At 59.6% G+C, this 25,437-nt stretch carries 24 protein-coding genes; 14 read left to right on the top strand and 10 right to left on the bottom strand.

The window, feature by feature from the left end; genetic code table 11:
• Window positions 1–55 precede the first annotated feature (55 nt).
• Together WA225_RS22760 and WA225_RS22755 are read right to left on the bottom strand one after the other, a co-directional pair.
• Window positions 56–751 carry a tRNA (adenine(22)-N(1))-methyltransferase gene (locus tag WA225_RS22760; protein WP_422609717.1) on the bottom strand — a complete coding sequence of 232 codons (696 nt, stop codon included), beginning with the start codon at window positions 749–751 and terminating at the stop codon, window positions 56–58.
• 144 nt (window positions 752–895) lie between these two features.
• A complete protein-coding gene (locus WA225_RS22755; protein WP_422609716.1) occupies window positions 896–1,945 on the bottom strand; it encodes an NAD(P)-dependent alcohol dehydrogenase in 1,050 nt (349 codons plus the stop codon).
• A 184-nt stretch (window positions 1,946–2,129) separates the two neighbouring features.
• Here WA225_RS22755 and WA225_RS22750 point away from each other — a divergent pair, with 184 nt between their 5' ends.
• On the top strand, window positions 2,130–3,056 hold the full coding sequence (locus tag WA225_RS22750; protein ID WP_422609715.1) for a Gfo/Idh/MocA family protein: 927 nt from the start codon (window positions 2,130–2,132) through the stop codon (window positions 3,054–3,056).
• Window positions 3,057–3,296: 240 nt separating this feature from the next.
• Window positions 3,297–4,709: a hypothetical protein gene (locus tag WA225_RS22745; protein WP_422609714.1), complete on the top strand. Its 1,413-nt coding sequence runs from the start codon at window positions 3,297–3,299 to the stop codon at window positions 4,707–4,709.
• A gap of 98 nt (window positions 4,710–4,807) precedes the next feature.
• On the opposite strand, the gene WA225_RS22740 is transcribed toward WA225_RS22745, so the two are convergent.
• The 5 genes from WA225_RS22740 to WA225_RS22720 all read right to left on the bottom strand — a co-directional run bounded on the left by WA225_RS22740 (window position 4,808) and on the right by WA225_RS22720 (window position 11,294).
• Complete coding sequence (locus WA225_RS22740) at window positions 4,808–6,073, bottom strand: FAD-dependent oxidoreductase (RefSeq protein ID WP_422609713.1); 1,266 nt, start codon at window positions 6,071–6,073, stop codon at window positions 4,808–4,810.
• Window positions 6,063–7,655 (bottom strand): aldehyde dehydrogenase (NADP(+)), encoded by a 1,593-nt coding sequence (locus WA225_RS22735; protein WP_422609712.1) that lies wholly within the window; start codon window positions 7,653–7,655, stop codon window positions 6,063–6,065. Before WA225_RS22735 ends, WA225_RS22740 begins: the two co-directional genes overlap by 11 nt.
• A gap of 61 nt (window positions 7,656–7,716) precedes the next feature.
• Window positions 7,717–8,664, bottom strand: a complete 948-nt coding sequence (locus WA225_RS22730; protein ID WP_422609711.1) for a dihydrodipicolinate synthase family protein — start codon at window positions 8,662–8,664, stop codon at window positions 7,717–7,719.
• Window positions 8,665–8,719: 55 nt separating this feature from the next.
• On the bottom strand, window positions 8,720–9,646 hold the full coding sequence (locus tag WA225_RS22725; RefSeq protein ID WP_422609710.1) for a 4-hydroxyproline epimerase: 927 nt from the start codon (window positions 9,644–9,646) through the stop codon (window positions 8,720–8,722).
• A gap of 22 nt (window positions 9,647–9,668) precedes the next feature.
• On the bottom strand, window positions 9,669–11,294 hold the full coding sequence (locus tag WA225_RS22720; protein WP_422609709.1) for an APC family permease: 1,626 nt from the start codon (window positions 11,292–11,294) through the stop codon (window positions 9,669–9,671).
• 231 nt (window positions 11,295–11,525) lie between these two features.
• Here WA225_RS22720 and WA225_RS22715 point away from each other — a divergent pair, with 231 nt between their 5' ends.
• Entirely contained in the window at window positions 11,526–12,296 is a 771-nt protein-coding gene (locus tag WA225_RS22715) for a helix-turn-helix domain-containing protein (RefSeq protein WP_422609708.1), read from the top strand.
• Here the strand turns inward: WA225_RS22715 and WA225_RS22710 are convergent.
• Window positions 12,293–12,889, bottom strand: a complete 597-nt coding sequence (locus tag WA225_RS22710) for a LysE family translocator (protein WP_422609707.1) — start codon at window positions 12,887–12,889, stop codon at window positions 12,293–12,295. The genes WA225_RS22715 and WA225_RS22710 overlap by 4 nt on opposite strands.
• 56 nt (window positions 12,890–12,945) lie before the next feature.
• Window positions 12,946–13,782 (bottom strand): AraC family transcriptional regulator, encoded by an 837-nt coding sequence (locus WA225_RS22705; protein WP_422609706.1) that lies wholly within the window; start codon window positions 13,780–13,782, stop codon window positions 12,946–12,948.
• 153 nt (window positions 13,783–13,935) lie between these two features.
• Between WA225_RS22705 and WA225_RS22700 the strand changes: the two genes are divergently transcribed.
• From WA225_RS22700 to WA225_RS22690, 3 genes are all read left to right on the top strand, one after another.
• Window positions 13,936–14,223 carry a hypothetical protein gene (locus tag WA225_RS22700; RefSeq protein WP_422609705.1) on the top strand — a complete coding sequence of 96 codons (288 nt, stop codon included), beginning with the start codon at window positions 13,936–13,938 and terminating at the stop codon, window positions 14,221–14,223.
• A 181-nt stretch (window positions 14,224–14,404) separates the two neighbouring features.
• Complete coding sequence (locus WA225_RS22695; RefSeq protein WP_422609704.1) at window positions 14,405–14,932, top strand: hypothetical protein; 528 nt, start codon at window positions 14,405–14,407, stop codon at window positions 14,930–14,932.
• A 322-nt stretch (window positions 14,933–15,254) separates the two neighbouring features.
• Window positions 15,255–15,473, top strand: coding sequence for a hypothetical protein (locus tag WA225_RS22690; protein ID WP_422609703.1), 219 nt, complete (start codon window positions 15,255–15,257; stop codon window positions 15,471–15,473).
• A gap of 467 nt (window positions 15,474–15,940) precedes the next feature.
• On the opposite strand, the gene WA225_RS22685 is transcribed toward WA225_RS22690, so the two are convergent.
• Window positions 15,941–16,606 carry a hypothetical protein gene (locus WA225_RS22685; protein WP_422609702.1) on the bottom strand — a complete coding sequence of 222 codons (666 nt, stop codon included), beginning with the start codon at window positions 16,604–16,606 and terminating at the stop codon, window positions 15,941–15,943.
• A gap of 144 nt (window positions 16,607–16,750) precedes the next feature.
• Here WA225_RS22685 and WA225_RS22680 point away from each other — a divergent pair, with 144 nt between their 5' ends.
• The 8 genes from WA225_RS22680 (at window position 16,751) to WA225_RS22645 (ending at window position 25,123) form a co-directional block, all read left to right on the top strand.
• Window positions 16,751–17,923 (top strand): hypothetical protein, encoded by a 1,173-nt coding sequence (locus WA225_RS22680; RefSeq protein ID WP_422609701.1) that lies wholly within the window; start codon window positions 16,751–16,753, stop codon window positions 17,921–17,923.
• 189 nt (window positions 17,924–18,112) lie between these two features.
• The gene (locus tag WA225_RS22675) at window positions 18,113–19,159 is read left to right on the top strand and encodes an isopenicillin N synthase family dioxygenase (protein ID WP_422609700.1); all 1,047 of its coding nucleotides are present in this window, start codon (window positions 18,113–18,115) and stop codon (window positions 19,157–19,159) included.
• Window positions 19,160–19,186: 27 nt separating this feature from the next.
• Window positions 19,187–19,996, top strand: a complete 810-nt coding sequence (locus tag WA225_RS22670) for a MetQ/NlpA family ABC transporter substrate-binding protein (protein ID WP_422609699.1) — start codon at window positions 19,187–19,189, stop codon at window positions 19,994–19,996.
• The gene (locus tag WA225_RS22665; RefSeq protein WP_422609698.1) at window positions 19,993–20,793 is read left to right on the top strand and encodes a methionine ABC transporter ATP-binding protein; all 801 of its coding nucleotides are present in this window, start codon (window positions 19,993–19,995) and stop codon (window positions 20,791–20,793) included. Before WA225_RS22670 ends, WA225_RS22665 begins: the two co-directional genes overlap by 4 nt.
• The gene (locus WA225_RS22660) at window positions 20,790–21,461 is read left to right on the top strand and encodes a methionine ABC transporter permease (protein WP_422609697.1); all 672 of its coding nucleotides are present in this window, start codon (window positions 20,790–20,792) and stop codon (window positions 21,459–21,461) included. The genes WA225_RS22665 and WA225_RS22660 overlap by 4 nt, the downstream gene beginning before the upstream one ends.
• 8 nt (window positions 21,462–21,469) lie before the next feature.
• Window positions 21,470–23,026 (top strand): sugar ABC transporter ATP-binding protein, encoded by a 1,557-nt coding sequence (locus tag WA225_RS22655; RefSeq protein WP_422609696.1) that lies wholly within the window; start codon window positions 21,470–21,472, stop codon window positions 23,024–23,026.
• Window positions 23,019–24,044: an ABC transporter permease gene (locus tag WA225_RS22650; RefSeq protein ID WP_422609695.1), complete on the top strand. Its 1,026-nt coding sequence runs from the start codon at window positions 23,019–23,021 to the stop codon at window positions 24,042–24,044. The genes WA225_RS22655 and WA225_RS22650 overlap by 8 nt, the downstream gene beginning before the upstream one ends.
• Before the next feature lie 23 nt (window positions 24,045–24,067).
• Complete coding sequence (locus tag WA225_RS22645; RefSeq protein ID WP_422609694.1) at window positions 24,068–25,123, top strand: substrate-binding domain-containing protein; 1,056 nt, start codon at window positions 24,068–24,070, stop codon at window positions 25,121–25,123.
• The last annotated feature ends 314 nt before the right edge of the window (window positions 25,124–25,437 follow it).

The raw sequence follows: 25,437 nt of genomic DNA, 5'->3' as shown, positions 1-25,437 counted from the left end.
CGACCTATGCCGGTTCGTCTTGCAGCGTTGCCTATTCCTATCAGCCACGAGCCATTCAGGTCAGCAGTTCAGTGATCCACTGCGCCTCTCGGGCAAGGTCATGTTCTTTGTCTGCCGGCAAGGCTTGCCGGGCCTGGGCGAGTTGGCCAAGGGTTTTTTGCTTGTACTGCAGCTTGCGCTGCCACTTGCGCAGAAACGCCGGGCTGCGCGCCTGCATCTGCAAGGGCCCGAAGTACAGCTCCTGGGCCGTATACGTCACCGGGCCGACACGTTCGGCGACGATGATTTCGTAATCAAAGCGGTTTTCCCGCAGCAGTTCTTCGCTGAGGATGCAGTAGTCGTTATCCATCAACCATTGGCGCAAGGGTTGCTCGCCGCCATTGGGCTGCAGGATCAGCCGTTCGCGGCCGCTCAGCTGCGCCTTGCCGCTGTCGAGAATGTCACGGATGGTTTCGCCACCCATGCCGCAGATGCTGATCGCGGTGATCGCATCGGCGGGCTTGATCGCCGCCAGACCATTGGCCTGCCGCACGGTGATGCGGCTGTGCAGATCGTTCTCGCGCACGGTGCGTTGCGCGGCGTGAAAAGGCGTCAATGCGACTTCGCCAGCCACTGCGGCCTCGATGACCCCCCGACGCATCAGCGCCACGGGCAGATAAGCGTGATCCGAGCCGATATCGGCCAGCCGTGCGCCGGCCGGAATGTGTGCGGCCACGCGCTCCAGGCGCATGGACAATGTCTGTTCGTTCAACGGCAACCCCTGTGCTGCGGCATCTTTGGCTGGCAAAGGGGGGCGACTCTGGCGAGCAATGCCGGCGCTGTCAAATGCCACCGACAGAATCGCCGCTTGCGCCCGGCAGATCCGCTTGCGCAGAACTGCCAGGGCAGCCAGGGTTTACTCAGCCAATGTCGCGTTGTCGATCACGAAACGATATTTCACATCGCCCTTGAGCATGCGCTCGTAGGCGTCGTTGATCTGATCGGCGCGGATCAGTTCGATGTCGGAGACGATGCCGTGCTCGGCGCAGAAGTCGAGCATTTCCTGGGTTTCAGGGATGCCGCCGATCATCGAGCCGGCAATCGTGCGGCGCTTCATGATCAGGTTGAACACGTTCGGCGACGGGTGTGAGGTGGCCGGTGCCCCGACCAGCGTCAACGCACCATCCCGCTTGAGCAGCACCAGAAATGCATCGAGATCGTGCGGCGCGGCGACGGTGTTGAGGATCAAGTCGAAGCTCTTGGTGTGCGCAGCCATTTCTTCCGGGTTGCGCGACACCACCACTTCATCGGCGCCCAACGCTTTTGCCGCTTCACGTTTGGATTCAGACGTGGTGAACGCAACGACATGCGCACCCAGGGCGTGGGCGAGTTTGATGCCCATGTGGCCGAGGCCACCGATGCCGACCACGCCGACTTTTTTACCCGGCCCGGCATTCCACTGGCGCAGCGGCGAGTAGGTGGTGATGCCGGCACACAGCAGCGGCGCGACGGCGGCCAGTTGCGCTTCGGGATGGCGAATACGCAGGACGTAACGTTCGTGCACGACGATGTTTTGCGAGTAGCCACCCAGCGTCCAGCCCGGTGCGTCCGGGGTCGGGAAGTTGTAGGTGCCGATCATGCCGTCGCAGTAGTTTTCCAGGCCGGTTTCGCAATCATCACAATGTTTGCAGCTGTCGACGATGCAGCCGACGCCGACCAGATCGCCGACTTTGAAGTCCGCGACATGCGCGCCGACCGCCGAAACCCGACCGACAATTTCGTGCCCCGGTACGCAAGGAAACTGCGTGCCAGCCCACTCGGCACGCACTTGATGCAAGTCCGAATGGCAGATGCCGCAGAAGGCGATATCGATCTGCACATCATGGGCGGCAGGGGCGCGACGGTTGATCTGCATCGGCTCAAGGGGTTTGTCGCCAGCGTGGGCGCCGTAGGCATGTACGAGCATGGGAACATCCTCAATCGGTTGGTCGTGGGGACATTCTTTCTGTTTTGCCTGCCCGGGCTGTAGTGCATTCCTGTGCAATCCTTGCCTGATCCTGCGAGGCCTTGTGACGTTGCGGTGACAGACGCTCAGGCTGTTTACGGTTAATCTGCCGGCTCGCTGACAACAATAAAAACAGGAGTCACTGATGCAACCGATCCGTCTCGGTCTGGTGGGCTACGGCAAAATTGCCCAGGATCAACACGTCCCGGCGATCAACGCCAATCGCGCCTTCCAGTTGGTGTCTGTCGCCACCCAGGGCAAGCCTTGCCCCGGTGTCGAGAATTTCCGCTCGCTGAGCGAGCTGCTGGAAAACGGCCCGCAAGTTGACGCGATTGCCTTCTGCACGCCGCCGCAAGGACGCTTTGCCCTGGTGCAGGAAGCGCTCGCCGCTGGCAAGCATGTGCTGGTGGAAAAGCCGCCGTGCGCCACGTTGGGCGAAGCGTTGGCACTGGTGGATCTTGCTGCGGAGCAGGGCGTCAGTGCCTTGTTCGCCTGGCATTCGCGCTACGCGCCCGGCATCCAGATCGCGCGAGACTGGCTCGCCACCCGCACGCTGCAAAGCGTGCAGATCGACTGGAAAGAAGACGTGCGCAAATGGCACCCCGGGCAGACCTGGATCTGGCAACCCGGCGGCCTCGGCGTATTTGATCCGGGCATCAATGCCTTGTCGATCGTCACCCATCTGCTGGCGCTGCCGCTGTTTGTCGAATTCGCTGAACTGCGCGTGCCGAGCAACTGCCAGTCGCCGATTGCTGCGTCGATCAAAATGGCTGATGCGCATCAACTCGATGTGCGTGCGGAGTTCGACTTCGACCATGGCCATGATGAGCTGTGGAGTATCGAGGTGCGTTGCGCCGAGGGTGTTCTGCGCCTGGATAACGGCGGTGCGCTGTTGAGCATCGACGGCGTGCGCCAGTCGGTGTCGGAGGAAGGCGAATACGCGGCGGTTTATCGGCATTTTCAGCAATTGATTGGCGATAAGGCCAGTGATCTGGATGTGCAGCCGCTGCGTTTGGTGGCGGATAGTTTTTTTGTCGGGAGTCGGGTGGCGGTCGAGGCGTTTTACGAATAGATGGGTATCAGGCTGTTGTAAAAGAATTAATGCCTGAGCAGGCTTCGCTCCCACTCGCTTCTTGGCGAACCTGCCGTTTGTTAAAGCGGGCCGTCAGAGCTATTGTGTTGATGTCTTAATGATATCGCTGTGTGGGTTCTCCGAATATCTTCAACGCTTGTTGGAGTTGCTGAAGAATCGACAGTGCATTTTCTAACATCGACGGCTCGCGCCAGAAAATTTCAAGGATGAAACTTGATTATGAAAGGCCCCGAAAACAGCCCAACCCCCTGGGTCGATTACTACGCTTCTATTGAGTTAGCGGTTAGTGATGATGAAAACTTCGGCAAACTGTCGACCATCGTGATTGATGCGATACCCAAGTCAGCAGCCAAAGCGCTCAAGTCACTGAAATTTGACGGGCCTACCGAGGATTTGGATAACGTCCTCCCCATTTTCATGTTGACAGCCAATCTCAATCCGCAACAGGCAAAAAAGCTATCGGATGACTCCAGTTGGATTGAGCTATCTATCGGAACCGAAAACGTTGGTGGAGACGATGTTTTTGAGGCAACGTCAATATCGCTTGGTGACGATGAAGAAGGGGGGCGGAGAACATTCTGGGTTAAAGTGAAGTCCACCTCAGTATTCAAACGAACTCTTTGCGGGCTCGCGACGCTCGCTGAGTTCGCTTCCATCGCCGATGCAGGTGACGCGGATCTGCAGCTATTCGACGCAGCGCAAGACCTGTGCGGTGTCGCCATCTACGATGTGGGTCAAGCCAACCTGACAGCCCTTGTCGACTCGTATGAGCATCCTGTCGTGTTCTTCGATCTGGGCTGGCCGCTCTCGTTCAACAAAAAATCTTATCGGTTGCCCGGCCCCTTCGATCCATTGACACCCGCACTCAGGCCTAGCGATCCTCAGCCCGTCATTCTATCTCACTTGGATTGGGATCATTGGGGTTACGCTTACTTGTCAGGTCAAGCTCGCTATGACTCGCAACGAGGATATTGGCGCTCCGTTGTCACCTACAAAGACGACGTCTTGCGCCGGCCCTGGCTGATGCGACGACCACGATTTCACCGACATAAACTGGGGCCGAGCCATATTCATTTTGTGATGACTTTGGCTAATACCACACTTTCGGATGGCAATTGTGCGCTCAAGTTTTGGCCCGCAAGAAGTGGTCGAAAGGATTTCACTCACTACTCAATCGTGCGTTGCAGTTCGACTCCGGGGTCTGTCTCCTCTCCAGCTTATCTGAGGAATAATGAGTCTCTGGTTCTCTTGGCAAAGCGGGAGGATCGCCCTGAGAAAGTTTTGCTGACGGGAGACGCCGACTATCCTTCTATACATGTCAGTCATAGACGTAAATTGACCGGCATTGTTGCCCCCCATCATGGGGGGAACATTACTGAATTTTCTACACCACAAGCGCGATTTGGCGGCAGAATGGTTCGTTCCACTTACCCTGAGTGCTATAACAACGTCCCATCCGATGACGCCGAGATGGAAGCATTGTTAAGTGGTTGGCAAATCCACAGCACCAACGATCGGTCTTCTTGTCATGCAGGCTGCAGCGCTCATGGCAACAAACTCATTGCGCTGGACGTTCGCACTCCGTACTGCAGTTGTGGGGGAGTGCCAGAAGCGGGGCTTTGTTTGCGTTGAGAACGTTGATGATGCCAAGCCTTGGATGTGCGTAGAGCGATCGTTCTGACGGACAGTAGTAATCGATGTATGCCTTCTTACCAGGTCTCAAAGAGACTTTAGAAGCGAGCCAGCATGTAGGGGGCCGTGACCGGTAAATCACCGGCATGGCTTGCCGCCTCTGGCAAAGCCATCCGCACCACCATCTCCGCCGTCACCGCCGCCTGCGTCAGCCCCAGATGCTGATGCCCGAACGCAAGCAACACCTTGCCCTCACAGACCTGATCAATCACCGGCAACGAATCCGGCAACGATGGTCGAAAACCCATCCACGGCGTCGCCGCCTCAGCGCTCAGATCCTTGCGAAACAAGCCCTGACTCAATTGATGCAACTGCCACGCGCGTTCCATGCTCGGCGGTTTTTCCAGTCCGGCGAACTCGACGGTGCCGGCCAGGCGCAGCCCTTCGGACATCGGCGTCATGATGAACTTGCGTTCCAGTGAGGTGACGGGGAAGGGCAAGCGATCGTGTTCCTGAGGCAGCATCAGGTGATAACCGCGCTCGGTGTCCAGCGGTACTTTTTTGCCGGTGAGGGCGGCGGTGAGTTTCGCTGAGTGCGCACCGCAGGCGATCAGCACGCGGCTTGCAGTCAGACCGCCATTGCCGGTGGTCAGCGTCACCCCGTGCTCTTGCACATAGCCACCCTGAACCTGTTGCTGTACGAAGCTCACGCCGCTGGCCTTGGCCGCTTCGACCAATTCACACACCACGCGATACGGGTCGATGAAGTGCCCGGTGCCCGGGAAGAACAAGCCGCCCTGAATCTGTTCGCTGAGTTGCGGCGCAGTTTCGCGTATGGCGCCGGACTGCCAATAATCGACCGGCACTTGCTGCTGATGCAGGCGAGCCTGTAATGCCTGGATTGCCTGACGCGATTCGGGGCGTTCGAACACCAGCAGCGAGCCATCGACTTTGAGCAGATCCGGTCGCTGGATGTCGGCGAGCAAGCGCTGCCAAGCCTGCAGACTGCTTTCATTGAGCGCACGCAAACCTGCCACGGTGTTCTGAAACGGCGCCGGGCGCAGATTCAGCAACAACCGGGTGAACCACGGCAAGGCGCGCGGCAGGTATTGCCAGTCCAGCCGCAACGGCCCCATCGGGTCCATCAGCATGGCGGGCAGGCGCTTGAGGATGGACGCGTCGGCAATCGGAAAGACTTGCTCGGTGGCCAGATGCCCGGCGTTGCCGAACGAGGCACCGTGGCCGGGTGGCTGCTGATCGATCACCACCACGCGCAAACCCTGGCGAGCCAGACGCAGTGCGCAGGCGACGCCGATGATGCCGGCGCCGATCACAGCAATGTCGTGGGAGACGTTATTCGCCATGGCGCTGCGCTTCCCTTTGCCCATCGAGCAGACGGCGTAATTGCAGCGGATTGCCTTGTTTCAATGCGTCAGGCAGCAAGCTGTCGGGGAAGTCCTGATAGCAGACCGGGCGCAGGAAACGCAGGATCGCCGCTGTACCGACTGATGTTGCGCGTGCGTCGGACGTGGCCGGGAAAGGCCCGCCATGGACCATCGCGTCACACACCTCGACCCCGGTTGGCCAGCCGTTGATCAGCAGGCGGCCGGCCTTGCGTTCCAGGGTTGGCAGCAATGCGCGCGCCTGTTCAAGGTCTTGGTCATCCAGGTGCAACGTGGCGGTCAACTGGCCTTCCAGGTGTTCGCAGAGCTGACGGATTTCTGCCTCACTGCTGCATTGCACGATCAGCGCAGCCGCGCCGAACGCTTCGGCTTGCAAACTGTGATCGGTGAGAAAGTCGGCGGCCTCGGTGACGAACAGGTGCGCCTGACATTGGTTCGGGCCGCTGCCGTTCTGACCCACACCGCTGTGGCGTGCTGCGGCATTCTCCGCCAGTGCATTCACGGCAGATTCGTAAGCGCTGAAAATGCCCGGTGTCAGCATCGTCTGCGCTGGACTGCGTTGAATAAGTTCGGTGGTGGCGCTGATGAACCGGTCCAACGTCGGTCCTTTCACGGCAATGACCAGTCCCGGATTAGTACAGAACTGGCCCGCGCCCAGTGTCAGCGACGCCACAAACCCTTCAGCCAGCGCCTGCGTGCGATTGTCCAGCGCCGCTGGAAACAGCAGCACCGGGTTGATCGAACTCATTTCCGCGTACACCGGAATCGGCTCGGGCCGCGCTTGCGCCGCTTGCATCAGCGCCAGACCGCCGCTGCGCGAACCGGTGAAACCTACCGCTTTGATCCGTGGATCTGTGACCAGTGCAATGCCCACTTCGCGGCCGGAACCGTACAGCAACGAGAACACGCCCTCCGGCAAGCCAGAGTTTTTTACCGCCCGAGCAACCGCGCGACCGATCAGTTCGCTGGTGCCGGGATGCGCGCTGTGCGCCTTGACGATCACCGGGCAACCGGCGGCCAATGCTGAGGCGGTGTCACCGCCCGCCACCGAGAACGCCAGCGGAAAGTTACTCGCGCCAAACACCGCTACCGGCCCCAACGCAATCTGCCGTTGACGCAGATCGGAACGCGGCAACGGCTGGCGTTGCGGCTGCGCGGGATCGATGCGCACGTCCAGCCATTCACCGGCGCGGACGGTGCGCGCGAACATCCTCAATTGTTGGCAAGTACGCCCGCGTTCACCCAGTAAGCGCGGACGTGGCAGACCGGTTTCGGCGTGCGCGCGGTCAATCAGCTCATCGCCGAGGGCTTCGATTTCCTCGGCAATGCTTTCGAGAAATTCGGCGCGGACATTCAGAGGTGTCTCGCGATAGTCATCGAACGCTGCCCAGGCCAGCGCACAGGCCTGTTCGACATGCTCGGCCGACCCACCGGCGTAAGCCGGTTCCAGCACTTGCTCCGTGGCCGGGTTGATCCCGCGAATGGCGGCGCGAGAGCCCGCAACTGTGTGCTGCCCGATCAGCATGTGGCCCGTCAGAGTCATGGTGTCTTCCTGATAAAAATGAGAAGTGCCTGCCGCGGGTTTCGCGGCAGGCGAGGGCGTGTCAGGCGAAGTTCTGTTCCGCCGACCAGTTCTCGTACCAATGACGGAACAGCGAATATTGCTTCTCGGCATAACGACGCTGCGAGTCACTCAACGCATCGGTCTCGTTGAAGTGCAGGGTGTATTCCTTGTCACCGTTGAGCACCATCAAGTGCTTGTAATACAGCACCAGGTCACAGCCTTCATCGAACGATGACAGCACCGCCAACGCCGATTCCAGTTCCCGCGCCTGACGACGAGCCTTGGCGTCACCCTTGGCCGCCAGCTTGCTCAGCGCTACCAGTTGCAACACCTCGCGCGGCAGGGCATTGCCGATACCGGTGATCGCGCCGGTGGCGTTGCAGTTGACGAAACCGTGCACCACTTGCGTGTCGACACCGACCATCAGGGTCACGTCATCGTCCTTGGAGGTGATATTTTCGGCGGCGTAACGCAGGTCGGCAGCACCGCCAAATTCCTTGAAACCGATCAGGTTCGGGTACTCGCGGCGCAGTTCGAAGAACAGATCGGCACGGGTCGCGAAGCCGTAGTAAGGGCTGTTGTAGATTACTGCCGGCAGGTTCGGCGCCGCTTGCAGAATCGCCGCGAAGTGCGCTTTTTGCGCGGTGGCCGAAGCACCACGAGACAGTACGCGCGGAATCACCATCAAACCCTGCGCGCCAACTTTCGCCGCGTGCGCGGCATGGGCAACTGCCTCACGAGAATTCACCGCTCCGGTGCCGACAATCGTTGGAATCCCGGCAGCGACCAGACGCGCCACGCCTTCCTGACGTTCGGCTTCGGTCAGCAGCGGCCAGTCGCCCATCGAGCCGCAATAAACCACGGCGCTCATGCCGATGTCGATCAGTTCGCGACCCTTGGCCACCAAGGCATCGAAGTCCGGTTGGCGCTGGGCGGTGCACGGGGTCATCAGGGCCGGCATGCAACCGGTGAAGATGTTGTCGCTCATTGTTTTAACTCCTTGGCACATCATTCAAATCGAGGTGAACAGTCTGCGCGGTGGCTCAGATGCCCCACGCGAACGGGTCTGCTTCGTCGATCAGCAAGGTGCTGTCGGCGGTCATGTAGGCGCGGCCCGTGATGAACGGGCGGACTCGTTCGCCGTCCCATTCGAAGTGGCCTTCGAACTGGCTGCCGGTAATGCTCGCCTGCACCCAGGTCGCACCGGGTTGCAGCTTGTCGTCGGCGGCAAGGCAGGCGAGTTTGGCGCTGGTGCCGGTGCCGCACGGTGAGCGGTCGTAGGCTTTGCCCGGGCACATGACGAAGTTGCGGCTGTCGGCGTTGGCGTCATCGGCGAACAGTTCGATGTGATCGATCACCGCGCCGTCCTCGCCGTAAATACCTTGATCTTCGAGGGCCTTGAGCATGGCCCAGGTGTAGGCGGTGAGGTGTTCGACGTTGTCCATCGTCAGCGTCTGGCCGTGTTCGGAAACGAGGAAAAACCAGTTGCCGCCGTAGGCGATATCGCCCAGCACGCGGCCGTAACCCGGTACATCCACCGGCACCTGTTTGCGGTGGCGGTAGGCGGGCACGTTGCCCAATGTCACCGAACCGTCCTCATGCAACCTGGCGCTGACCGGGCCGACGGGCGTGTCGATCTTGTGTTCGCCCGGTTGGATTTTTCCCAGGTACTGCAATGAATTGATCAGGCCGATGGTGCCGTGGCCGCACATGCCCAGATAGCCGGCGTTGTTGAAGAAAATCACCCCGCAGGTGGCGTCCGGCGAAACCGGCTGGCAATACAGCGCGCCGACCAGCACATCGTTGCCGCGCGGTTCCAGCAGGCAGGCGCGGCGCCATTGATCATGCTGAGTGCGTAGCGCATCGCGTTTTTCCACCATGGTGTTGCCGGGCAGATCGGGGAAGCCGGTCATCACCAGGCGCGTCGGTTCACCGCCGGTGTGTGAATCGATGACGTGTACTCGTTTCATGAATAAGTCCCGTTGGAGGATTTCAATAGGCGCCGGCAGGGCGCGCGGACACGGTAGAAGCGGGGGCGGCGACTTCGCTTTCTTCGTCGTCGTCTTCAAGACGCAGCAGATGCGCCGGTACGCCGGTCGCGGCGCCCCAGTAATAAATGCCGGTGGCGCAAGCGGCGACGACGATTGTGTCGAACGGGTGAGCTAGGATGCCGAGGCCACCAAACGTGCCGAGTTTGGACAGCACAATGGTCACCGCGTAGAAGGCGATCAGCCACGCCGAGGAGCGCACCTGGCGGGCCAGATTGAGGTGAGCGGTCGGCACGAAACGGCCGCACAACAGATACACCACGAACATCAGGATTTGCAGGCCGAGCAGCCACGACACCGTGTTCCAGCCCGACCAGTAGACGATCAGCGCGGCGATGATGAACGACACCGGGCCGAGCACGCCCATGCACTTGACCCGAAACGGGCGCGGCATGTTCGGCGCATTGCGGCGCAGCGCGGCCACCGACACGGGGGCCACGGCGTAGCTCAACACCAATGCGGCGGAGACCACGTTGATCAGCGCTTCCCAGGACGGGAACGGCAGGGTCCAGAACACCGACAGGGCGAACGTCAGCCACAGCGCCGGGCGCGGGATCCCGGACTTTTCATCGATGTGGGTGAAAACCTTGAAGAACGTCCCGGTTTGCGCCCAACCGTAGATCACCCGCGGCGTGGCGTTCATGTAGATGTTGCCGCAGCCGCTCGGTGAGATCACCGCGTCGGCGACCACCAGATAGGCCAGCCAACCCACACCCAGCGCCAGCGCAATATCGCGGTACGGCAGGGAAAACTCTTTGCTGATCCCGGCCCAGCCATTGGCGAGCATTTCGGTGGGGATGCTGCCGAGAAAGGCCATTTGCAGCAGCACATAAATCAGCGTCGACAGCAGCACCGAGAGAATCAACGCGATGGGAATGGTGCGCTGCGGATTCTTCACTTCACTGGCCACCGAGATGATCGGCGTCAGCCCCAGATAGGCGAAAATCACACCGCCCGCCGACACGGCCATTTCGATACCGGACAAGCCAAACGGCGCAAAACCCTGGACCTGGAAGTTGGCCGGTTTGAAGAAGGTGAACAGCACGCCGATCACCAGCAGCGGCACGATGAACTTGAATACGCTGACCAGATTGTTGGCCTTGGCGAAGGTCTTCACGCTGCGGTAGTTGAGCAGGAAAAACACGCAGAGCAGGCCGAACTGCACCATCCAGCCGAGGATCGTCGGGTTGCCGCTGCTCGTTTGGGTCAGCTCGGGAAACCATGCCGCCGCGTATTGGCGCGAGGCAACCACTTCGATCGCCACCAGACTGGAAAACGCGATCAGGGTGATGAAGCCCATCAGGTAACCGAGCAGCGGCCCGTGGGAGTAAACCGGGTAACGCACCACGCCGCCGGCACGCGGTAAGGCCGCGCCCAGTTCGCAGTAAACGATGCCCAGCAACAACACGGCGAAGCCGCCCAGCAACCAGGAGAAAATCCCCGCCGGCCCGGCAATCGCGGACACGTGACTGGCCGCGAACAACCAGCCGGAGCCGAAGATCGCACCGAGCCCGATAAATGTGAGGTCGATCAGTGAAAGCTGTTTTTTGAACTTGCCTTGGCCGGACATGGCATCGCCTTCTTGTGAGTTATTGGATAGGCAGTTGTGTCACTGGGACGGCCAGACTTTGAACCCATCGACGGCATGGCGATTGATGTTTTGCGGCGGGTTGGATGACGAAATCAGCACAATGGCGCAGATTAATCGCGGCCCTCGACAGGCCTTCATTGATCCTGCAATCTGCACGCGCATGCCGCAGGGCGGGCACTTGGCCGATCCACGTTTGAAGAGGAATCCGCAATGCAGCAAGCGTTTTCGATCCTGTCCCAAGACGTTGGCGGCCATCGTCCGCAGACGCTGGAGGAGTTATTGGCCGGTGCGGCGCTGCTGTTGCCGATGCTCGACGTGATCCCCAACGCGGCGATTTTCATCAAGGACGTGCAGGCCCGATACGTACTGGCCAACCGTACGCTGGTGCAGCGTTGCGGCTTGAAAGACTTGCGCCCGTTGCTCGGCAAAACCAGTGCGCAAGTGTTCCCGGCGCAATTGGGCCCGGGCTACACCGAGCAGGATCGCAAAGTGCTGGAGGAAGGGTTTGTGCTGGAAGATCAGCTCGAACTGCATCTGTACGGCAGTCGCGAACCGGGCTGGTGCCTGACCCACAAGCAGCCGCTGTACAACCGTGACGGGGTGATCATTGGCTTGGCGGGGATTTCGGTGGATCTGCAATCGGCCAGCGAAACGCATCCGGCTTTCGAGCGCCTGGCGGCGGTCGACGAGCACATCCGCGCGAATTTCAATCGTCGGGTCACTCTGGGTGAGCTGACCCGGATCGCCGGTATTTCCGTGGCGCAACTGGAGCGCTACTGCAAACGCGTATTCCACCTGACGCCACGGCAGATGATCCAGAAAGTACGCCTGGAGCACGCGCATCGTTTATTGCACGCAGACCTGCCAATCACCGACGTGGCGCTGCAATGCGGCTACACCGATCACAGCGCGTTCACCCGCCAGTTCAAGGCTTCGACCGGGTTCACGCCACGCCAGTATCGGCAGGCGACCGGGCATTAGGCCAACACCGTCAGCCATGCCGAGAGCAGCAACAGCAGCGCGAGTGCGGTATTCATGCGCCTGAACGCCTTTGGCGAGCCGAGCAAGCGCGCACTGCCCACACCCAGCAGCGCCCAGAACGTCATGCACGGCAACGACATCAACAGAAATGCCAGCGACAGCACCAGCAATCGCAAGGTCTTGTCGCCACCACCGAGAAACACGCTGACCACGGCCACCGCCATCATCCACACCTTGGGATTGACCAGTTGCAGCATGGCGGCGCCGAACACACTGAAACCTTTACCCTGTGCATCCGCCGGATCCAGCGACGGTGGCGCGCTGCGAAAGATCTGCCAGGCCAGCCAACTCAACCAGAGCACCCCAACCCAGGCCATGGCGTGTTGTATACGCGGATAGCGCAACAGCGTTTCACCGGCGCCGAGGCCGACCACCAGCACAATCAGCGCCGCTGCCGCGCAGGCGCCGAAAATGATCGGCAGCGTGGCGAGCAGTCCCTGGCGCGAACTGTGGCTCAACACCAGAATATTGGTCGGTCCCGGGGTGATCGATGCAACGAAAGCGAACAGCAGGAAGGGCAGTAATGAGGCCATGGTGCAAAAATCCCTGAAAGTGATGACAGGGAAGCATGATCGCCAGTCCCCAGGTCTCAGTCTGGAAGGTTTGAGCAGCGCTTGCGGTAGTCGGCGGGGGTGAGTTGATAGGCTCGGCGGAACCAGCGACCGAGGTGACTCTGATCGGCAAAACCGAGCACGCTGGCGACTTGTGCCGGTGTTTCTCCGCGTGCCAGCAACTGCCGCGCCTTGGCCAGGCGCAACTGGATCAAGTAAGCATGCGGCGCCAGACCAAAGGCTGTCTTGAATGCACGGCTCAGACGAAAGCGATCGACGCCGCAGACGCGGGCGAGGTCGTCCAGACCGATGTCTTCATAGGTATGCGCGTGCAGATAATCGCGCGCCACTTGCGCCACCCACGGTAGACGTGGATCGAAGTCCTGACGCTTGCGCCAGGCGAGATGGCGAGTGAGCGAGCCGAGCAGATGGTCGATGGCGGTCTGGCGGACCATGCGCAGGTCACCGTCATGCAGCGCATGGAAGGCTTGATTGATCGCTGTGGCCAGACGCGGGTCCTGGCTCAGCGTATCGGCAAAACCGGGTTGGCTGTCGGACGGTGCGTCTTCGAACAGCGCGTGCATTTCCCGCTCAAGCCAATGCGGGTCGAGGTAAAGCATCGAATAGGTGAAGCCTTCCTCGGTGGGCGCTTGCCCATCATGGATTTCACCCGGCTCGAGCAAAAACACATTGCCCGGCGTGCTGCGGTGGCGCACGCGGCGGCAATTGAACTGCTGCACACCTTGCTCGGTCACGCCGACCAGAAAGCTGTCATGCCAATGCGGATCGTAGGCATGCCCCTGAAAATGCGCGCGAATCGATTCGATCCCGGTATCGCCATCCTGGGACAGTTCGATCCAGCTGCGTTTATCCACGGCAGGCTCCAGACATCACGGTTCAACGTTCAACGGTATGGCCCGCTAAAATAGCGCGCAGTGGCGCTCGGTGTTTAGAAGATTTGTGCAAGTGGACAGGGGCATGCGGCTAGACTCTACACGTCAGTCCTTTCGAACAGCAGGTGAAAAGCGATGATCGGCACATTCAAATACCGATGCTCGCTGTGCCTCACGCTCATCCTGATTACTTTCAGCCTGACGCTGTCGGCAGGCTGTTCAAACCGCAAACACTACCCACCCTCAGGCGTCGGCGACAGCTGCTACGCCAAAGCATTGCCGACAGTCGGCGAAGGCGGCCTCGCCTGGGGTTCCAGCCTGAACATGGCGCGACAAAAGTCGATGAACAACTGCGCGCGATACGCCGCGCGGTCAGGCGGCACGCCCGACACCTGTCAGGTGGTGTTGGCCAGGTGCAAATAGCCCGTTTCGATGCTTGAGCCCAGGTCCGGGCCGCCGCCCGATGCGGCATGGATCGAGGGCAACCGGACGTTGGCGTTAAGGTTTTTGCGTATTCGGCCGAGTCAGACCCTAGAGCAACAATCGAAAAACGTCCGGCGCTTGAACATCTGCAGGCGGTCGGGAAAATATCAGGGAGCAGTTGATGTACGGATTTCACAGGTCTGGCTGGGGTGTATTGCTGGTCGCAAGTTTTGCGCTGAATGGATGCACGTCGTTGTTCATGGGCAAACAGTATGAGTTCCCGCGCGCGGATGAGCCTTCTGCGACCGTGCGCTTGAAATCTGAACGCGGCACCACACTGGACGCCATCACCTTCAGCGAAAAAACCTGCTACGCCGGATTCACACCACTGCCCTATAACGGTGACTTCATCGAATCAAAAGTGGCCGCAGACAAAGAGCTTGTTCTGACGTACAGCAATGTCGTCGGTGGCAGCGTGTGCCGGATACCGTTTTCCTTTACGCCACAGGCCGGCGCGACGTACATCGTCAAATCCGGCTTCTGGAGTGAGACCAAGCCAGGCCTCATTCCCGTCTTCAAATACGACCAGCAGTACTGCGGGGTCGGTGTCGTGAAAAAAGTCGGCGACGAGGAAAGCGTGCAGCCCATTCAGCAACTGCGCATGAAAACCGGGTTTCCCTGCCTGAGGTTTCTTCCAGTGACCAAATAGTTCAGCTGCCATGGCCGAGGTTTTTTGCTTCACTGGCTACACTGACGTGCGTTGGTGGTGTGAACCTTTGTTCAGTCCTGCAACCTCAATTTTGCCATTCAAATGGCTACTTACGCTGACCTGTAGGGCGATTCGTCGATGGCTTCAGGTATCAGCGCTGGTCAGGTCAAGGGCTGGATTCAGTCAGGTATCGCGAGGGCAGCCGGACCCCATCAATCATTGATCGCGTCAATAACAACCATTAACTCAATGAAGTTCTCATATCAGTGGCGCGGCGTAAGATCGGCTCCATTCCCAACCACTGCAATCGGAGCACACCACCATGAAACGCCAGACACTTCTCGGTATCGCTTTCTCGCTCTTCGCACTGAATGCTTTTGCCGCGACTGAAACAGACCCGCTGTTCAGTGACGCAGTTGCCGCCACCGAAACCGATCCACTGTTCAGCGATGCCGTCGCTTCCGACGGTTCCGATCACCTGCAAGACAATCGGCTGGCTGAAGGTGGTTCAGATCGCTTGCTCGAACGCCGTGCAGTCTGAATGCAGGTTGTTAGCGCACTACCTGTAAAAAAGCCCGGTTGGATCAACCGGGCTTTTTACCTTGAGAAGAGGCCCCGAGTGCATGAGCGCGCACGAAAGGGTGGATGTTCTGAACGCTAGAAATCATTGATCGACGGTCTGGCAGGCTATATGTCTGTTAGTAGAGCCTGGGTCATTTCGCTCATAAAATGCGAGTTGGTCATCCTTTCCTATCGCGAACGACACGCTGCCTTCGCGTGGAGGTTGTATGGTTGTGACCGATTTATAACCCAGATTAAATCCGCCGGTTGAGCGAGTTGTGTCTATGTTCACTCCCGCCGTAGTTACCCGGCGCATCAGAGAGCAGGGGCCTGGACTTTCAGTGATCGATAAAAGACCGATCCTGCGGGTCGCGCCATCTGCGTTGATATAAGTCACAGAGCAACCGCTGGCCAGGCATATCAAGCCTAAAAAGATTGTCTGAAACTTCAATTCTGACATCCGGATTGCAGCGGATTGCCTGCGATGTCTGTTGCATACCTCTGTGCCATTTTCACTGATGCAGCACCGGTCGCGAACGTGTAGACGCTGCGTATTCCGTCCACCTCAGTCTTTTTGGCAGTGTTGGCATGATCGGTGTCGAGTGTGCTGATGGAAACTGACGCATAAACGGAGCCGATATTCTCGTTCTTGATCGGCATGCGAACACCCACCGTTCGCCGATAACCGAACGAGATTCCGGGGCCCGCGGCTTCGCCCATACTGACTTCAATGAGCGACCAGGACGTATCGGCGAGAAATATAAGAGGCCCACGTGACTTGCGTTCGGTTTTTTCCAGTTTTTTTGCGAGATCTGCAACCGTACTTTTTCCGCTGGCGCACACAGCTGCCTCTCCAGTCGCGACTGTCTCGACCAACGCAAGTTTATCGAATGCAAGATCGACATCCGTCGTCCCAAGAATGTCGTAAGCCTCACCCGTTGTCTTTGTCGGGGCAACTGTTATCGCTACATTCTTGAATCCTATGCCGCCCCCGGCGCCACTTTGAGAGGCGTCGATGCCTAGTCGCGTGTAAGTACCGACAAACAATGCGTCAGGTGCTGCACAACCGGTCAGTGAAAACACCGCTGCAAAAAGTGCGAGGTTTCTTTGCATGTCGACCGTCCTCTAGTCATCTGATCCATTTGTCTTGCTCAGGGAATAAAGCATGCTTTAAAAGAGCAACGTTTTTTTTCGCACCAGCTAATCTCAGTGACGATAGCAGTGGAATTAATGATTGGCTCGATCAGGGAGATAAATATGAGCTCGTCACCCAACAAAGCGATATTTCTTGCTGCGCTGTTTGTAATCACTCTGGCACCCACCGCGTCTTGGGCTTTCAAGATCAGCCCTTGTTTGCGCGTTTTGACTTACGCTCCCGGCGTTCTGGGCCAGCTACCAATCAATGGTTATAACCAATGTCATCTGGTCCCAAGCAAAACCGGCCTGGCAGTGCATGAGCATCTGACCCGTTTCGCTATTTATCAGTATCGACAAGTCCCTGTGGAGAAAAAGCTTAACTATAGAAAGGAGCCAATGTCGAACTGGAGCGTGGGTGGTTCACGACCCCATATTACTTCCGACCTCATTTACGGTTCGTGGTGGAATGATGATCCGCTCATGCTGTTGTGGGGGGAATGGACAGATCTGTTCAACGGTGCACTTACATTCGGTAAGTTCTTTTCCACGCCGCAACAAGAAACCTATCCCGGCGGATCCCCTGCCTGTAAAAGTATTGCCAGGAATAACAGCCTCACATGGAATAGCCACTACGGGCGATTGCAACATTTGCACTTTATGTCAGATGGCGAAAAAACCGCCGACGCGCCTTCCAGCCTTCTCGATGTGCGTGAAAAAGCTCTTCAATGGATTGAGTTTGCCTACGGCGTGGCGACGCTTGAAACGCCCTATGACACGCCATTGACCCCGGCAACGGAGGCGCGGTTGGGCCTGCCCTCCATCGGCGATAACTATTGCTTGTCGGATAACAAGCACACGACGATTCGCACCTTGTTTGCGAGAGTGGGGATGGACGATGCGCGTCGCACGAAAATGGTTCCGGACGTCGCCCTTGGAAGCATTTTTCATGTGCTGCAGGATTCTTTTTCCCCCGCCCATACTTGTCGCATCGAAGAGAAAGTGAATGGCCAGTCCTATGCAGTCCTGACGAAAACTTATAACTACGCGGATCAGGTCGCAAAGCCAAACGGAGAACTTCATCACGGCGAGCTTGATGTTTATCCTGGCTGGTTGTTGGATTTTTCCCGTACAGGCAATCACCAGTACGCGAACGACCCGGTCAATGTTGCCGCCTGGTTGCTGAAAGCCGTCGATGCTCGTACGCCTTGGCCGGAAGTCAAAGAACACCTGCTTGATACAATCTTCAAGGCATCCGATGTACCTGCGCCGGCAAGCCCGTGCATCGGCATTTAGTGGCGGAGCACTCATGTAATCGAGCCTAAGGTAATGCGAAAAAGGTATTGGCCTGGTGTTTTTAAGATCGTTTAGTTTTGTCTAAACGACGAATCAACACGCATCAAACCGATGACCCACCGATTGCCATGACGGCACACGCTGAATCGATCAAAGGCTCTTCAGGTTTGGTTCACACGGGAGTGAATCATGCCGCATACCCTCGACATCACCGCATTGCCGACGCTCGACCTTTCACTGTTCGAAGGCACCGCGCAACAGCGCTATGAGTTTCTGGAAAGCCTGCGCCATGCCGCTCGCGACGTCGGTTTTTTCTACCTGACCGGCCACGGCATCGACAGCGCTTTACTCAAGCAAGTGCAGGCGCATGCCCGACAATTTTTCGCCTTGCCCGACAGCGAGAAAACCGCCGTCGGCATGATTAACTCGCCACACTTTCGCGGCTACAACCGTGCCGCCTCCGAGATCACCCGGGGCCAGCCCGATCAGCGTGAGCAGTTCGATCTGGGCGCCGAGCGCGAAGCCTTGCCGTTGCAGGCCGACAGTCCGTTCTGGGCACGACTGCAGGGGCCTAACCAATGGCCGGCGGCCTTGCCCGAACTGAAACCCTTGCTGCTCGAATGGCAAGAGGCAATGACGCGCATGTCGCTGCGCCTGTTACGCGCCTTCGCTCAGGCGCTGTCGCTGCGCGCCGATGCCTTCGATCAACTCTATGGCGACAAGCCCAACGAACACATCAAGCTGATGCGCTATCCCGGTCAAGCCGCCGAGGACAGCCATCAGGGTGTCGGTGCGCACAAGGATTCCGGGTTCCTCAGCTTTCTGTTGCAAGACCAGCAGGCCGGTCTGCAAGTCGAAATCGAAGAGGGCCGCTGGATCGATGCGCTGCCGCGCGAGAACACCCTGGTGGTGAACATCGGCGAACTGCTTGAACTGGCCAGCAACGGCTATTTGCGCGCCACGGTGCACCGCGTGGTGTCGCCGCCCGAAGGCAGCGAGCGCTTGTCGATCGCGTTCTTCCTCGGTGCGCAACTCGACGCCGTGGTGCCGCTGTATCCGCTGCCCACCGCGCTGTTGCGCGAGGCGCGCGGGCCGGCGAGTGATCCGCTCAACCCACTGTTTCGCGATGTCGGCTGGAACTACCTCAAGGGTCGTCTGCGCTCGCATCCGGATGTCGCTCAGCGCTTTTATGCCGATGCGCTGCTGCCGCCAGTTGCCGTTCGTAAATCCGCCTGATACAGCCTTCCTTCAAGGACTCCGCACATGATCAAGAAAGCAGGTTTGACCCTGGCCATTCTCGGCACGCTGGTGACGTCGTTCGCTGCTCAGGCACTGGAACCGCTGCGCGTGGCCGCCGACCCGGTGCCCCACGCGCAGATCCTCGCGTACATCCAGAAAATCGATCCGCAACTCAACCTCAAAGTCATCGAAATCCCCAACGGCGTGAACTCCAACGAGTTGTTGGTGCACGGCGATGTCGATGCCAATTACTTCCAGCATCTGCCGTACCTGAAGTCACAGGAACAGGCCCTCGGCGAAAAACTCGCGGTGGCTGCCACGGTGCACATCGAGCCCTTGGGCATCTACTCGCGCCGGCACAAAAGCTTCGCCGACGTGCCGCTTAAAGGCACCGTCGCTGTGCCGAATAACGTCACCAATCTGAGTCGCGCACTGTACCTGTTGCAGGACAACGGCCTGATCAAACTCAAACCCGGCTTCAACGATCCGGCGGCTGATCAGGCGACGCCCAAGGACATCGCCGAAAACCCGAAACAGTTGAAGATTCTGGAAATCGAATCACCGCAGATTCCACGCTCGCTCGACGACGTCGATCTGGCGGTGATCAACGGCAACTATGCGCTGGATGCCGGGCTGGTGCCGGCCAAGGATGCGTTGGGCCTGGAGAAGGCCGAGCACAATCCCTACGCCAACATTCTGGTGACCACGCCGCAACTGGCCAACGATCCGCGCATCGCGCAACTGGCCAAGGACCTGACCTCACCGCAAGTGGCCAAGTACATCACCGACAACTTCGCCGGTTCGGTGATCCCGGTGGCGGGCGGCAAGCCATGATTCTCGTCGAGCAACTGAGCAAGACCTACCCGGGGGCGCCGCAACCGGCGCTGGATCAGGTATCGCTGAGCATTGCCGACGGCGCGGTCTACGGCATCCTCGGGCGTAGCGGGGCGGGGAAGTCGACGCTGCTGCGTTGCCTCAATCTGCTTGAACGCCCGGACAGCGGACGTGTGCTGCTCGATGGCGTCGACCTGACGACACTGCCTGCCAGCGATTTGCGCCGTCAGCGCCAGCGCATCGGCATGATATTCCAGGGCTTCAACTTGCTGCACTCGCGCACCGTGTTCGACAACATTGCGGTGCCGCTGGAAATCGCCGGTGTCGGTAAACCGTGGCGGCATGTGCGGGTTCGCGAACTGCTGGAACTGGTCGGCTTGAGTGACAAGGCGCAAGCCTTTCCTTCGCAATTATCCGGCGGGCAGAAACAGCGTGTGGGCATTGCCCGGGCCTTGGCGGCCGAGCCCGCTTACCTGTTATCGGACGAGGCCACCAGCGCGCTTGATCCGGACACCACCGCATCGATTCTTGAACTGCTGCGCGACATCAATCGGCAATTGGGCGTGACCATCGTGCTGATCACCCATGAACTGGACGTGGTCAAGTCGATCTGCGACCACGCGGCGTTCATGGTCAACGGGCGTCTGGTCGAGGCCGGTCCGGTGCCACGGTTGCTGGCCGATCCGCAATCGAGCCTGGGTGCTTCGCTGCGCCCGACCTGCGGACTGCCGCTGGGGCATGACGCGCCCGGCCTGAGTTTTCTCAAACAATACGGGGTAAGGGCGGCGCACTCATGAACCGCACGGTCAACTGGAATGAAATCCTCCAATTGGTGTTCAACGCCACCGGGGAAACCCTGTACATGGTCCTGCTCGCGGGGCTGTTCACGCTGCTGATCGGCTTGCCGTTGGGCGTGTTGCTGTTTGTCAGCCGCCGCGGTGGCTTGTATCCGCTGCCACGCTTGAATGCGGCGTTGAGTGGCCTGGTCAACCTCGGCCGTTCGCTGCCGTTTGTGGTGATGCTGATTGCGCTGATCCCGCTGACGCGGCTGGTGGTCGGCACCACGTTGGGCAGCACTGCTGCTGTGGTGCCGATCACCATCGGTGCGTTTCCGTTCTTCGCGCGCATCGTCGAAAACGCCCTTGACGAAGTCGACCGTGGGCGCATCGAAGCGATCATCGCCATGGGCGGCGATATTCGTCATGTGATCTTCAAAGTGTTGTTGCCCGAAGCGCTGCCGGCGTTGTTGGCGGGGATCACGTTGACGCTGGTGATGCTGATCGGATTCTCCTCGATGGCCGGGGTCATCGGTGGCGGCGGTCTGGGTGATCTGGCGATCCGTTACGGTTATCAACGGTTCAACAATGAAGTGATGGTCGCCACCGTGGTGGTGTTGGTCATCCTCGTCCAGGGCGTGCAGAGCCTGGGCGATCGACTGGTGCGTTCGCTGGCGCATCGCCGCTAAGGAAATCTATGAGTGTTCCGCTCGCCGTGGCTCAAGAGCCGCTGATTCGTGTACGTGAACTGAGCAAACTGTTTGGCCCGCACCGAGCGCTGGATCGGGTCAGTCTGGATATTTATCCCGCTGAAGTGGTGGCGTTATTGGGCGCCAATGGCGCGGGCAAGTCGACGCTGGTGAAAATCCTCGCCGGCAGCCAGAGCGCAGACGCTGGCGAGATTCGCGTTGACGGCCAAGCCCGGCAGTTCACCTCGCCGCTGTCGGCACGGCGTTTTGGCATCGTTGCCGTGCATCAGCAGATCAACGAGGGCATCGCGCCGGGTTTGAGCGTGGCGGAAAATCTCCTGCTCGATGAACTGTGCCGCCCCGACGCGGATTTCTGGCTCAATCGCAAACGCCTGCTGGAACGCGCCGCCAGCATCGCCGCGGGGCTCGGCCTGACGTTGCCGCTGGAGCAACCGATCGAACATCTCGGGCAGGCGGAAAGGCAACTGGTAGTGCTCGCCCGCGCCTTCGCGCTACAGCCGCGCTTGCTGATTCTCGATGAGCCCACCGCAGCGTTATCGGATGCCGAAGCGCAGCGCTTGTTTGGCTTGATCGACACCTTGCGCAGCCGTGGCGTAGCGATTCTGTACATTTCACATCGACTCTCGGACTTGCAGCGGGTCGCCGATCGCGCCGTCGTCCTGCGTGATGGACGACTGGCGGGCGAGTTCACGTCCCGGCAGTTGCCCGAGGCGGTGCACGCCATGCTCGGTCAGGCGCTGGACGCGCATGTCTATACGCCGCGAGTGGCGGGCCGCGCCGTGCTTGAATTGCAGGCAATGCAGTTATTGCCGCGCTCGACAGCGTTCGATCTAAGCCTGCATGAAAACGAAGTGGTGGTGCTGACCGGGCTGCTCGGCGCCGGCAAAAGTGCCATCGCCGAGGTGTTGTTCGGGCTGCGCACAGCGGCCTGCGGGACAGTCAAACTCAATGGCGCCGAGTGGCATGCACGCTCCCCCCGCGAGGCCATTCGCAGCGGTGTTTTTTATGCTGCCGAGGACCGTGCCAGTCAATCCCTGGTCGGCGACTTTTCCTTGCGCCGCACGCTGACCTTGCCGTTTCTCGAGCGCTTCACCCGTGCCGGTTTTATTCGCAATCGCGCCGAGGCGGCGGCAGTGCAAGCGCAGGTCGCCGCGCTCGGCATCAAGACCACCGGCATCGATGTGCCGATGGCTGCGTTGTCCGGCGGCAACCAGCAGAAAGTCGTGCTCGGTCGCTGGTTGCTCGGCGAAGGGCGGGTGCTGATCCTCGATGAACCCTTCCAAGGTGTCGACGTGCGCGCCCGCCGCGAGATCGGGCAATTGTTGCGCGACAGCGCCAAGGGCCGGGCGACGCTGGTGATTTGCGCCGATGTCGACGAAGCCCTGGAAATGGCTGATCGCGTCCTGCTGGTGCGCGATCACGCCGTGGTCGCCGAATTTCCCCGTGCGGGCCTCAACCGCGAAGAGCTGGTGGCCGCACTGGCGGGCAGCGACGTCATCGAACATCCCCTTCAAGCCACGCCAAGGAGCAGAGCGAGTGCCTGATTCGACTTCACTGTTATCAACCGCGCCGGCGCCTGCCGAGCGTCTGCTGCAAGCGCTGATCCGCTACGGTCTGTTGTGGCTGCTGGTGCTGATCGTGGTGTTTTTCAGCGTTGCCGAACCGGCGTTTCTGCGCGTCGGCAACCTGTTCAGCATCCTGCAATCGGTGTCGATTGTGGCGCTGCTGGCGTTGGGCGTGACCCTGACCATGGCCGTCGGTGGACTGGATCTGTCGATTGGTGCGGTGGCGGCGATGAGCCTGATGATCGCCAGTTACGTGATGGTGGTGCTCGGTTGGGGCGCCGTGCCGGCGGTGCTGATCAGCCTCGCCGGCGGGGCGCTGGTCGGGCTGCTCAACGGTTGGCTGATCGTCAAACTGCGGGTGCCGGACATTCTGGCGACGTTGGGCAGTATGTTTTTGGTGATCGGTGTGCAACTGATTCCCACCGGCGGACGTTCGATTGCCGTCGGCATGACCTTGCCCAGTGGCGAGGAAACCGAGGGCGCCTTCAGTACGGCGTTTCTTGCGCTTGGCCGTGGCCGGCTGTGGGACGTCGTGCCGGTGCCGGTGCTGATTACCGCGCTGGTCGCGTTGGCGGTGTGGTTGTTTCTCGAGCGGACCCGCATCGGTCGGCTGTTCTATGCCATTGGCGGCAACGAGCAGGCGGCGCGACTCGCCGGCGCGCCGGTACAGCGTTTCAAGTTATTGGCCTACGTGCTGTCGTCGTTGCTGGCATCGCTGGGTGGTTTGCTGCTCGCGGCGCGCCTGGGGCGTGGCGATGTCAGCTCCGGCAATGGTTTGGTGCTCGACGCACTGGGCGCCGCGCTGATCGGTTTTGCCGTGCTCGGCGCGAAGAAACCCAACGCCTTCGGCACCCTGGTCGGCGCGTTGCTGGTGGCTTCTTTGCTCAACGGCTTGACCATGCTCAACGCGCCGTATTACGCGCAGGATTTCGTCAAGGGACTGGTGCTGGTGCTGGCCCTGATGTTCACCTTCGGCCTCGCGCATCGGGCGCGTTGAGCCGCTTTATTCAAGGACGTTGTATGCACGGTTCAATCAAACATTTCGCCCGCCATTGTCTGGCAGGCGCCTTGCTGTCGGCGTTGGCACTGAGCGCTCAGGCCAAGGCCTTGCCCGGTGCACCGGCGCCGTTCGACAAGGGTCAGGTGCAGATCGCGCTGGTCGGTTATCTGTTTTCCGGAGACTTCCCCGAGGCGTATTTGCGCGGTGTCGAGCAACAGACCGAAGCGCTCGGCGCCAACCTGCGGGTGTTCGATGCACGCCAGCAGGCGGCGAGTCAGGGCGAGATGATCGATCAGGCGATTGCACTGGGCGTCGACGGCATCATCGTGCAACTGGGCCTGGCGGAAACCCTCAAGGCGCCGATTGACCGGGCCGTCGCCAAAGGCATCAAAGTCGTCGCGTTCGATGTCGATCTGAACACGCCGCAAGTGACCCAGGTCGAGCAGGATCACCATGCACTGGCGCGCCTGGCGCTGGAGCAAGCGGTGAAGGACAACGGCACGCGCTTCGATGCCGGGTACGTGTACATCAGCGGCTTTACGCCGATGGAGCGGCGTGACGAAATCTGGAGCCAGGTGAAAAAGGCCAATCCCGGGATCGTCGAAAAGGCGCGCTTCGGCACGTTGAACCCGCCGATTGCCAACTCTGTGGCGGATCAGGCCAGCGCCGTATTGCGCGCCAATCCGGGCATCAGCGTGATTTTTGCGCCGTTCGACGAGTTTGCCAAAGGCGCGAAAATCGCCGTGGACGAGGCGGGGCTGGCGAGCAAGGTGAAGATCTACAGCGCCGACATTTCCACCGCCGACATCCAGATAATGAAAGAACCGGACAGCGCCTGGACCGCAACGGCGGCGGTCAACCCACAAGTGGCGGGGGCGATCAGTGTGCGCAGTCTGGCAATGTTGATTGCCGGGGAAAATCCGGGCCATCAAGTGCTGGTGCCGCCGACGCTGATCACCCGTCAGCAACTGCTGGATCTGGATGTGAAGAATGTCCGTGATCTGGCCAGCAAACTCCCGGCGTTCGGCGATAGCGCCAATGTGGCGCGGGCGCCGTGGATTCCGGTGGCCAACTAAGCATCAGCCGCAACAGGGTAGATGTATTTACAGTTTGGTTAGTTGTTGTTAGTTGGCTTTGGTGTTGCCTCAGCAACACTTTTGTTGAACTAACAACACTCCTTTTCGCCGATCTAACCTAAGTGTTATTGGTTCTTTTGCAGTGGCCAGCAAGTCCTCTAGCATCAGCCTTCAAGGGGAATAACTAACGTTGAGGAGCCTGCGCCGTACCCGTATTTAAAAGATTAACCAGCCTTCACTGCCTTCCAGAAACTTAAAACTACAGCAGACATTGCCGTGCACTGATTGCCGACCCCTTATGGTTGGCGGGGCCG

It is taken from the genome of Pseudomonas sp. (assembly GCF_049300855.1).
GTDB lineage: Bacteria > Pseudomonadota > Gammaproteobacteria > Pseudomonadales > Pseudomonadaceae > Aquipseudomonas.
The sequence above is the reverse complement of the archived record's forward strand: the minus strand, read 5'-3'. Positions and strand labels throughout refer to the sequence as shown.

Coding starts and splice junctions, on each gene's coding strand:
- WA225_RS22720 (WP_422609709.1), bottom strand. CDS start 11,294: ATGTCCGGCCAAGGCAAGTTCAAAAAACAGCTTTCACTGATCGACCTC.
- WA225_RS22655 (WP_422609696.1), top strand. CDS start 21,470: ATGAGTGTTCCGCTCGCCGTGGCTCAAGAGCCGCTGATTCGTGTACGT.
- WA225_RS22675 (WP_422609700.1), top strand. CDS start 18,113: ATGCCGCATACCCTCGACATCACCGCATTGCCGACGCTCGACCTTTCA.
- WA225_RS22685 (WP_422609702.1), bottom strand. CDS start 16,606: ATGCAAAGAAACCTCGCACTTTTTGCAGCGGTGTTTTCACTGACCGGT.
- WA225_RS22700 (WP_422609705.1), top strand. CDS start 13,936: ATGATCGGCACATTCAAATACCGATGCTCGCTGTGCCTCACGCTCATC.
- WA225_RS22690 (WP_422609703.1), top strand. CDS start 15,255: ATGAAACGCCAGACACTTCTCGGTATCGCTTTCTCGCTCTTCGCACTG.
- WA225_RS22725 (WP_422609710.1), bottom strand. CDS start 9,646: ATGAAACGAGTACACGTCATCGATTCACACACCGGCGGTGAACCGACG.
- WA225_RS22665 (WP_422609698.1), top strand. CDS start 19,993: ATGATTCTCGTCGAGCAACTGAGCAAGACCTACCCGGGGGCGCCGCAA.
- WA225_RS22735 (WP_422609712.1), bottom strand. CDS start 7,655: ATGACTCTGACGGGCCACATGCTGATCGGGCAGCACACAGTTGCGGGC.
- WA225_RS22740 (WP_422609713.1), bottom strand. CDS start 6,073: ATGGCGAATAACGTCTCCCACGACATTGCTGTGATCGGCGCCGGCATC.
- WA225_RS22730 (WP_422609711.1), bottom strand. CDS start 8,664: ATGAGCGACAACATCTTCACCGGTTGCATGCCGGCCCTGATGACCCCG.
- WA225_RS22715 (WP_422609708.1), top strand. CDS start 11,526: ATGCAGCAAGCGTTTTCGATCCTGTCCCAAGACGTTGGCGGCCATCGT.
- WA225_RS22660 (WP_422609697.1), top strand. CDS start 20,790: ATGAACCGCACGGTCAACTGGAATGAAATCCTCCAATTGGTGTTCAAC.
- WA225_RS22695 (WP_422609704.1), top strand. CDS start 14,405: ATGTACGGATTTCACAGGTCTGGCTGGGGTGTATTGCTGGTCGCAAGT.
- WA225_RS22750 (WP_422609715.1), top strand. CDS start 2,130: ATGCAACCGATCCGTCTCGGTCTGGTGGGCTACGGCAAAATTGCCCAG.
- WA225_RS22755 (WP_422609716.1), bottom strand. CDS start 1,945: ATGCTCGTACATGCCTACGGCGCCCACGCTGGCGACAAACCCCTTGAG.
- WA225_RS22670 (WP_422609699.1), top strand. CDS start 19,187: ATGATCAAGAAAGCAGGTTTGACCCTGGCCATTCTCGGCACGCTGGTG.
- WA225_RS22745 (WP_422609714.1), top strand. CDS start 3,297: ATGAAAGGCCCCGAAAACAGCCCAACCCCCTGGGTCGATTACTACGCT.
- WA225_RS22680 (WP_422609701.1), top strand. CDS start 16,751: ATGAGCTCGTCACCCAACAAAGCGATATTTCTTGCTGCGCTGTTTGTA.
- WA225_RS22645 (WP_422609694.1), top strand. CDS start 24,068: ATGCACGGTTCAATCAAACATTTCGCCCGCCATTGTCTGGCAGGCGCC.
- WA225_RS22710 (WP_422609707.1), bottom strand. CDS start 12,889: ATGGCCTCATTACTGCCCTTCCTGCTGTTCGCTTTCGTTGCATCGATC.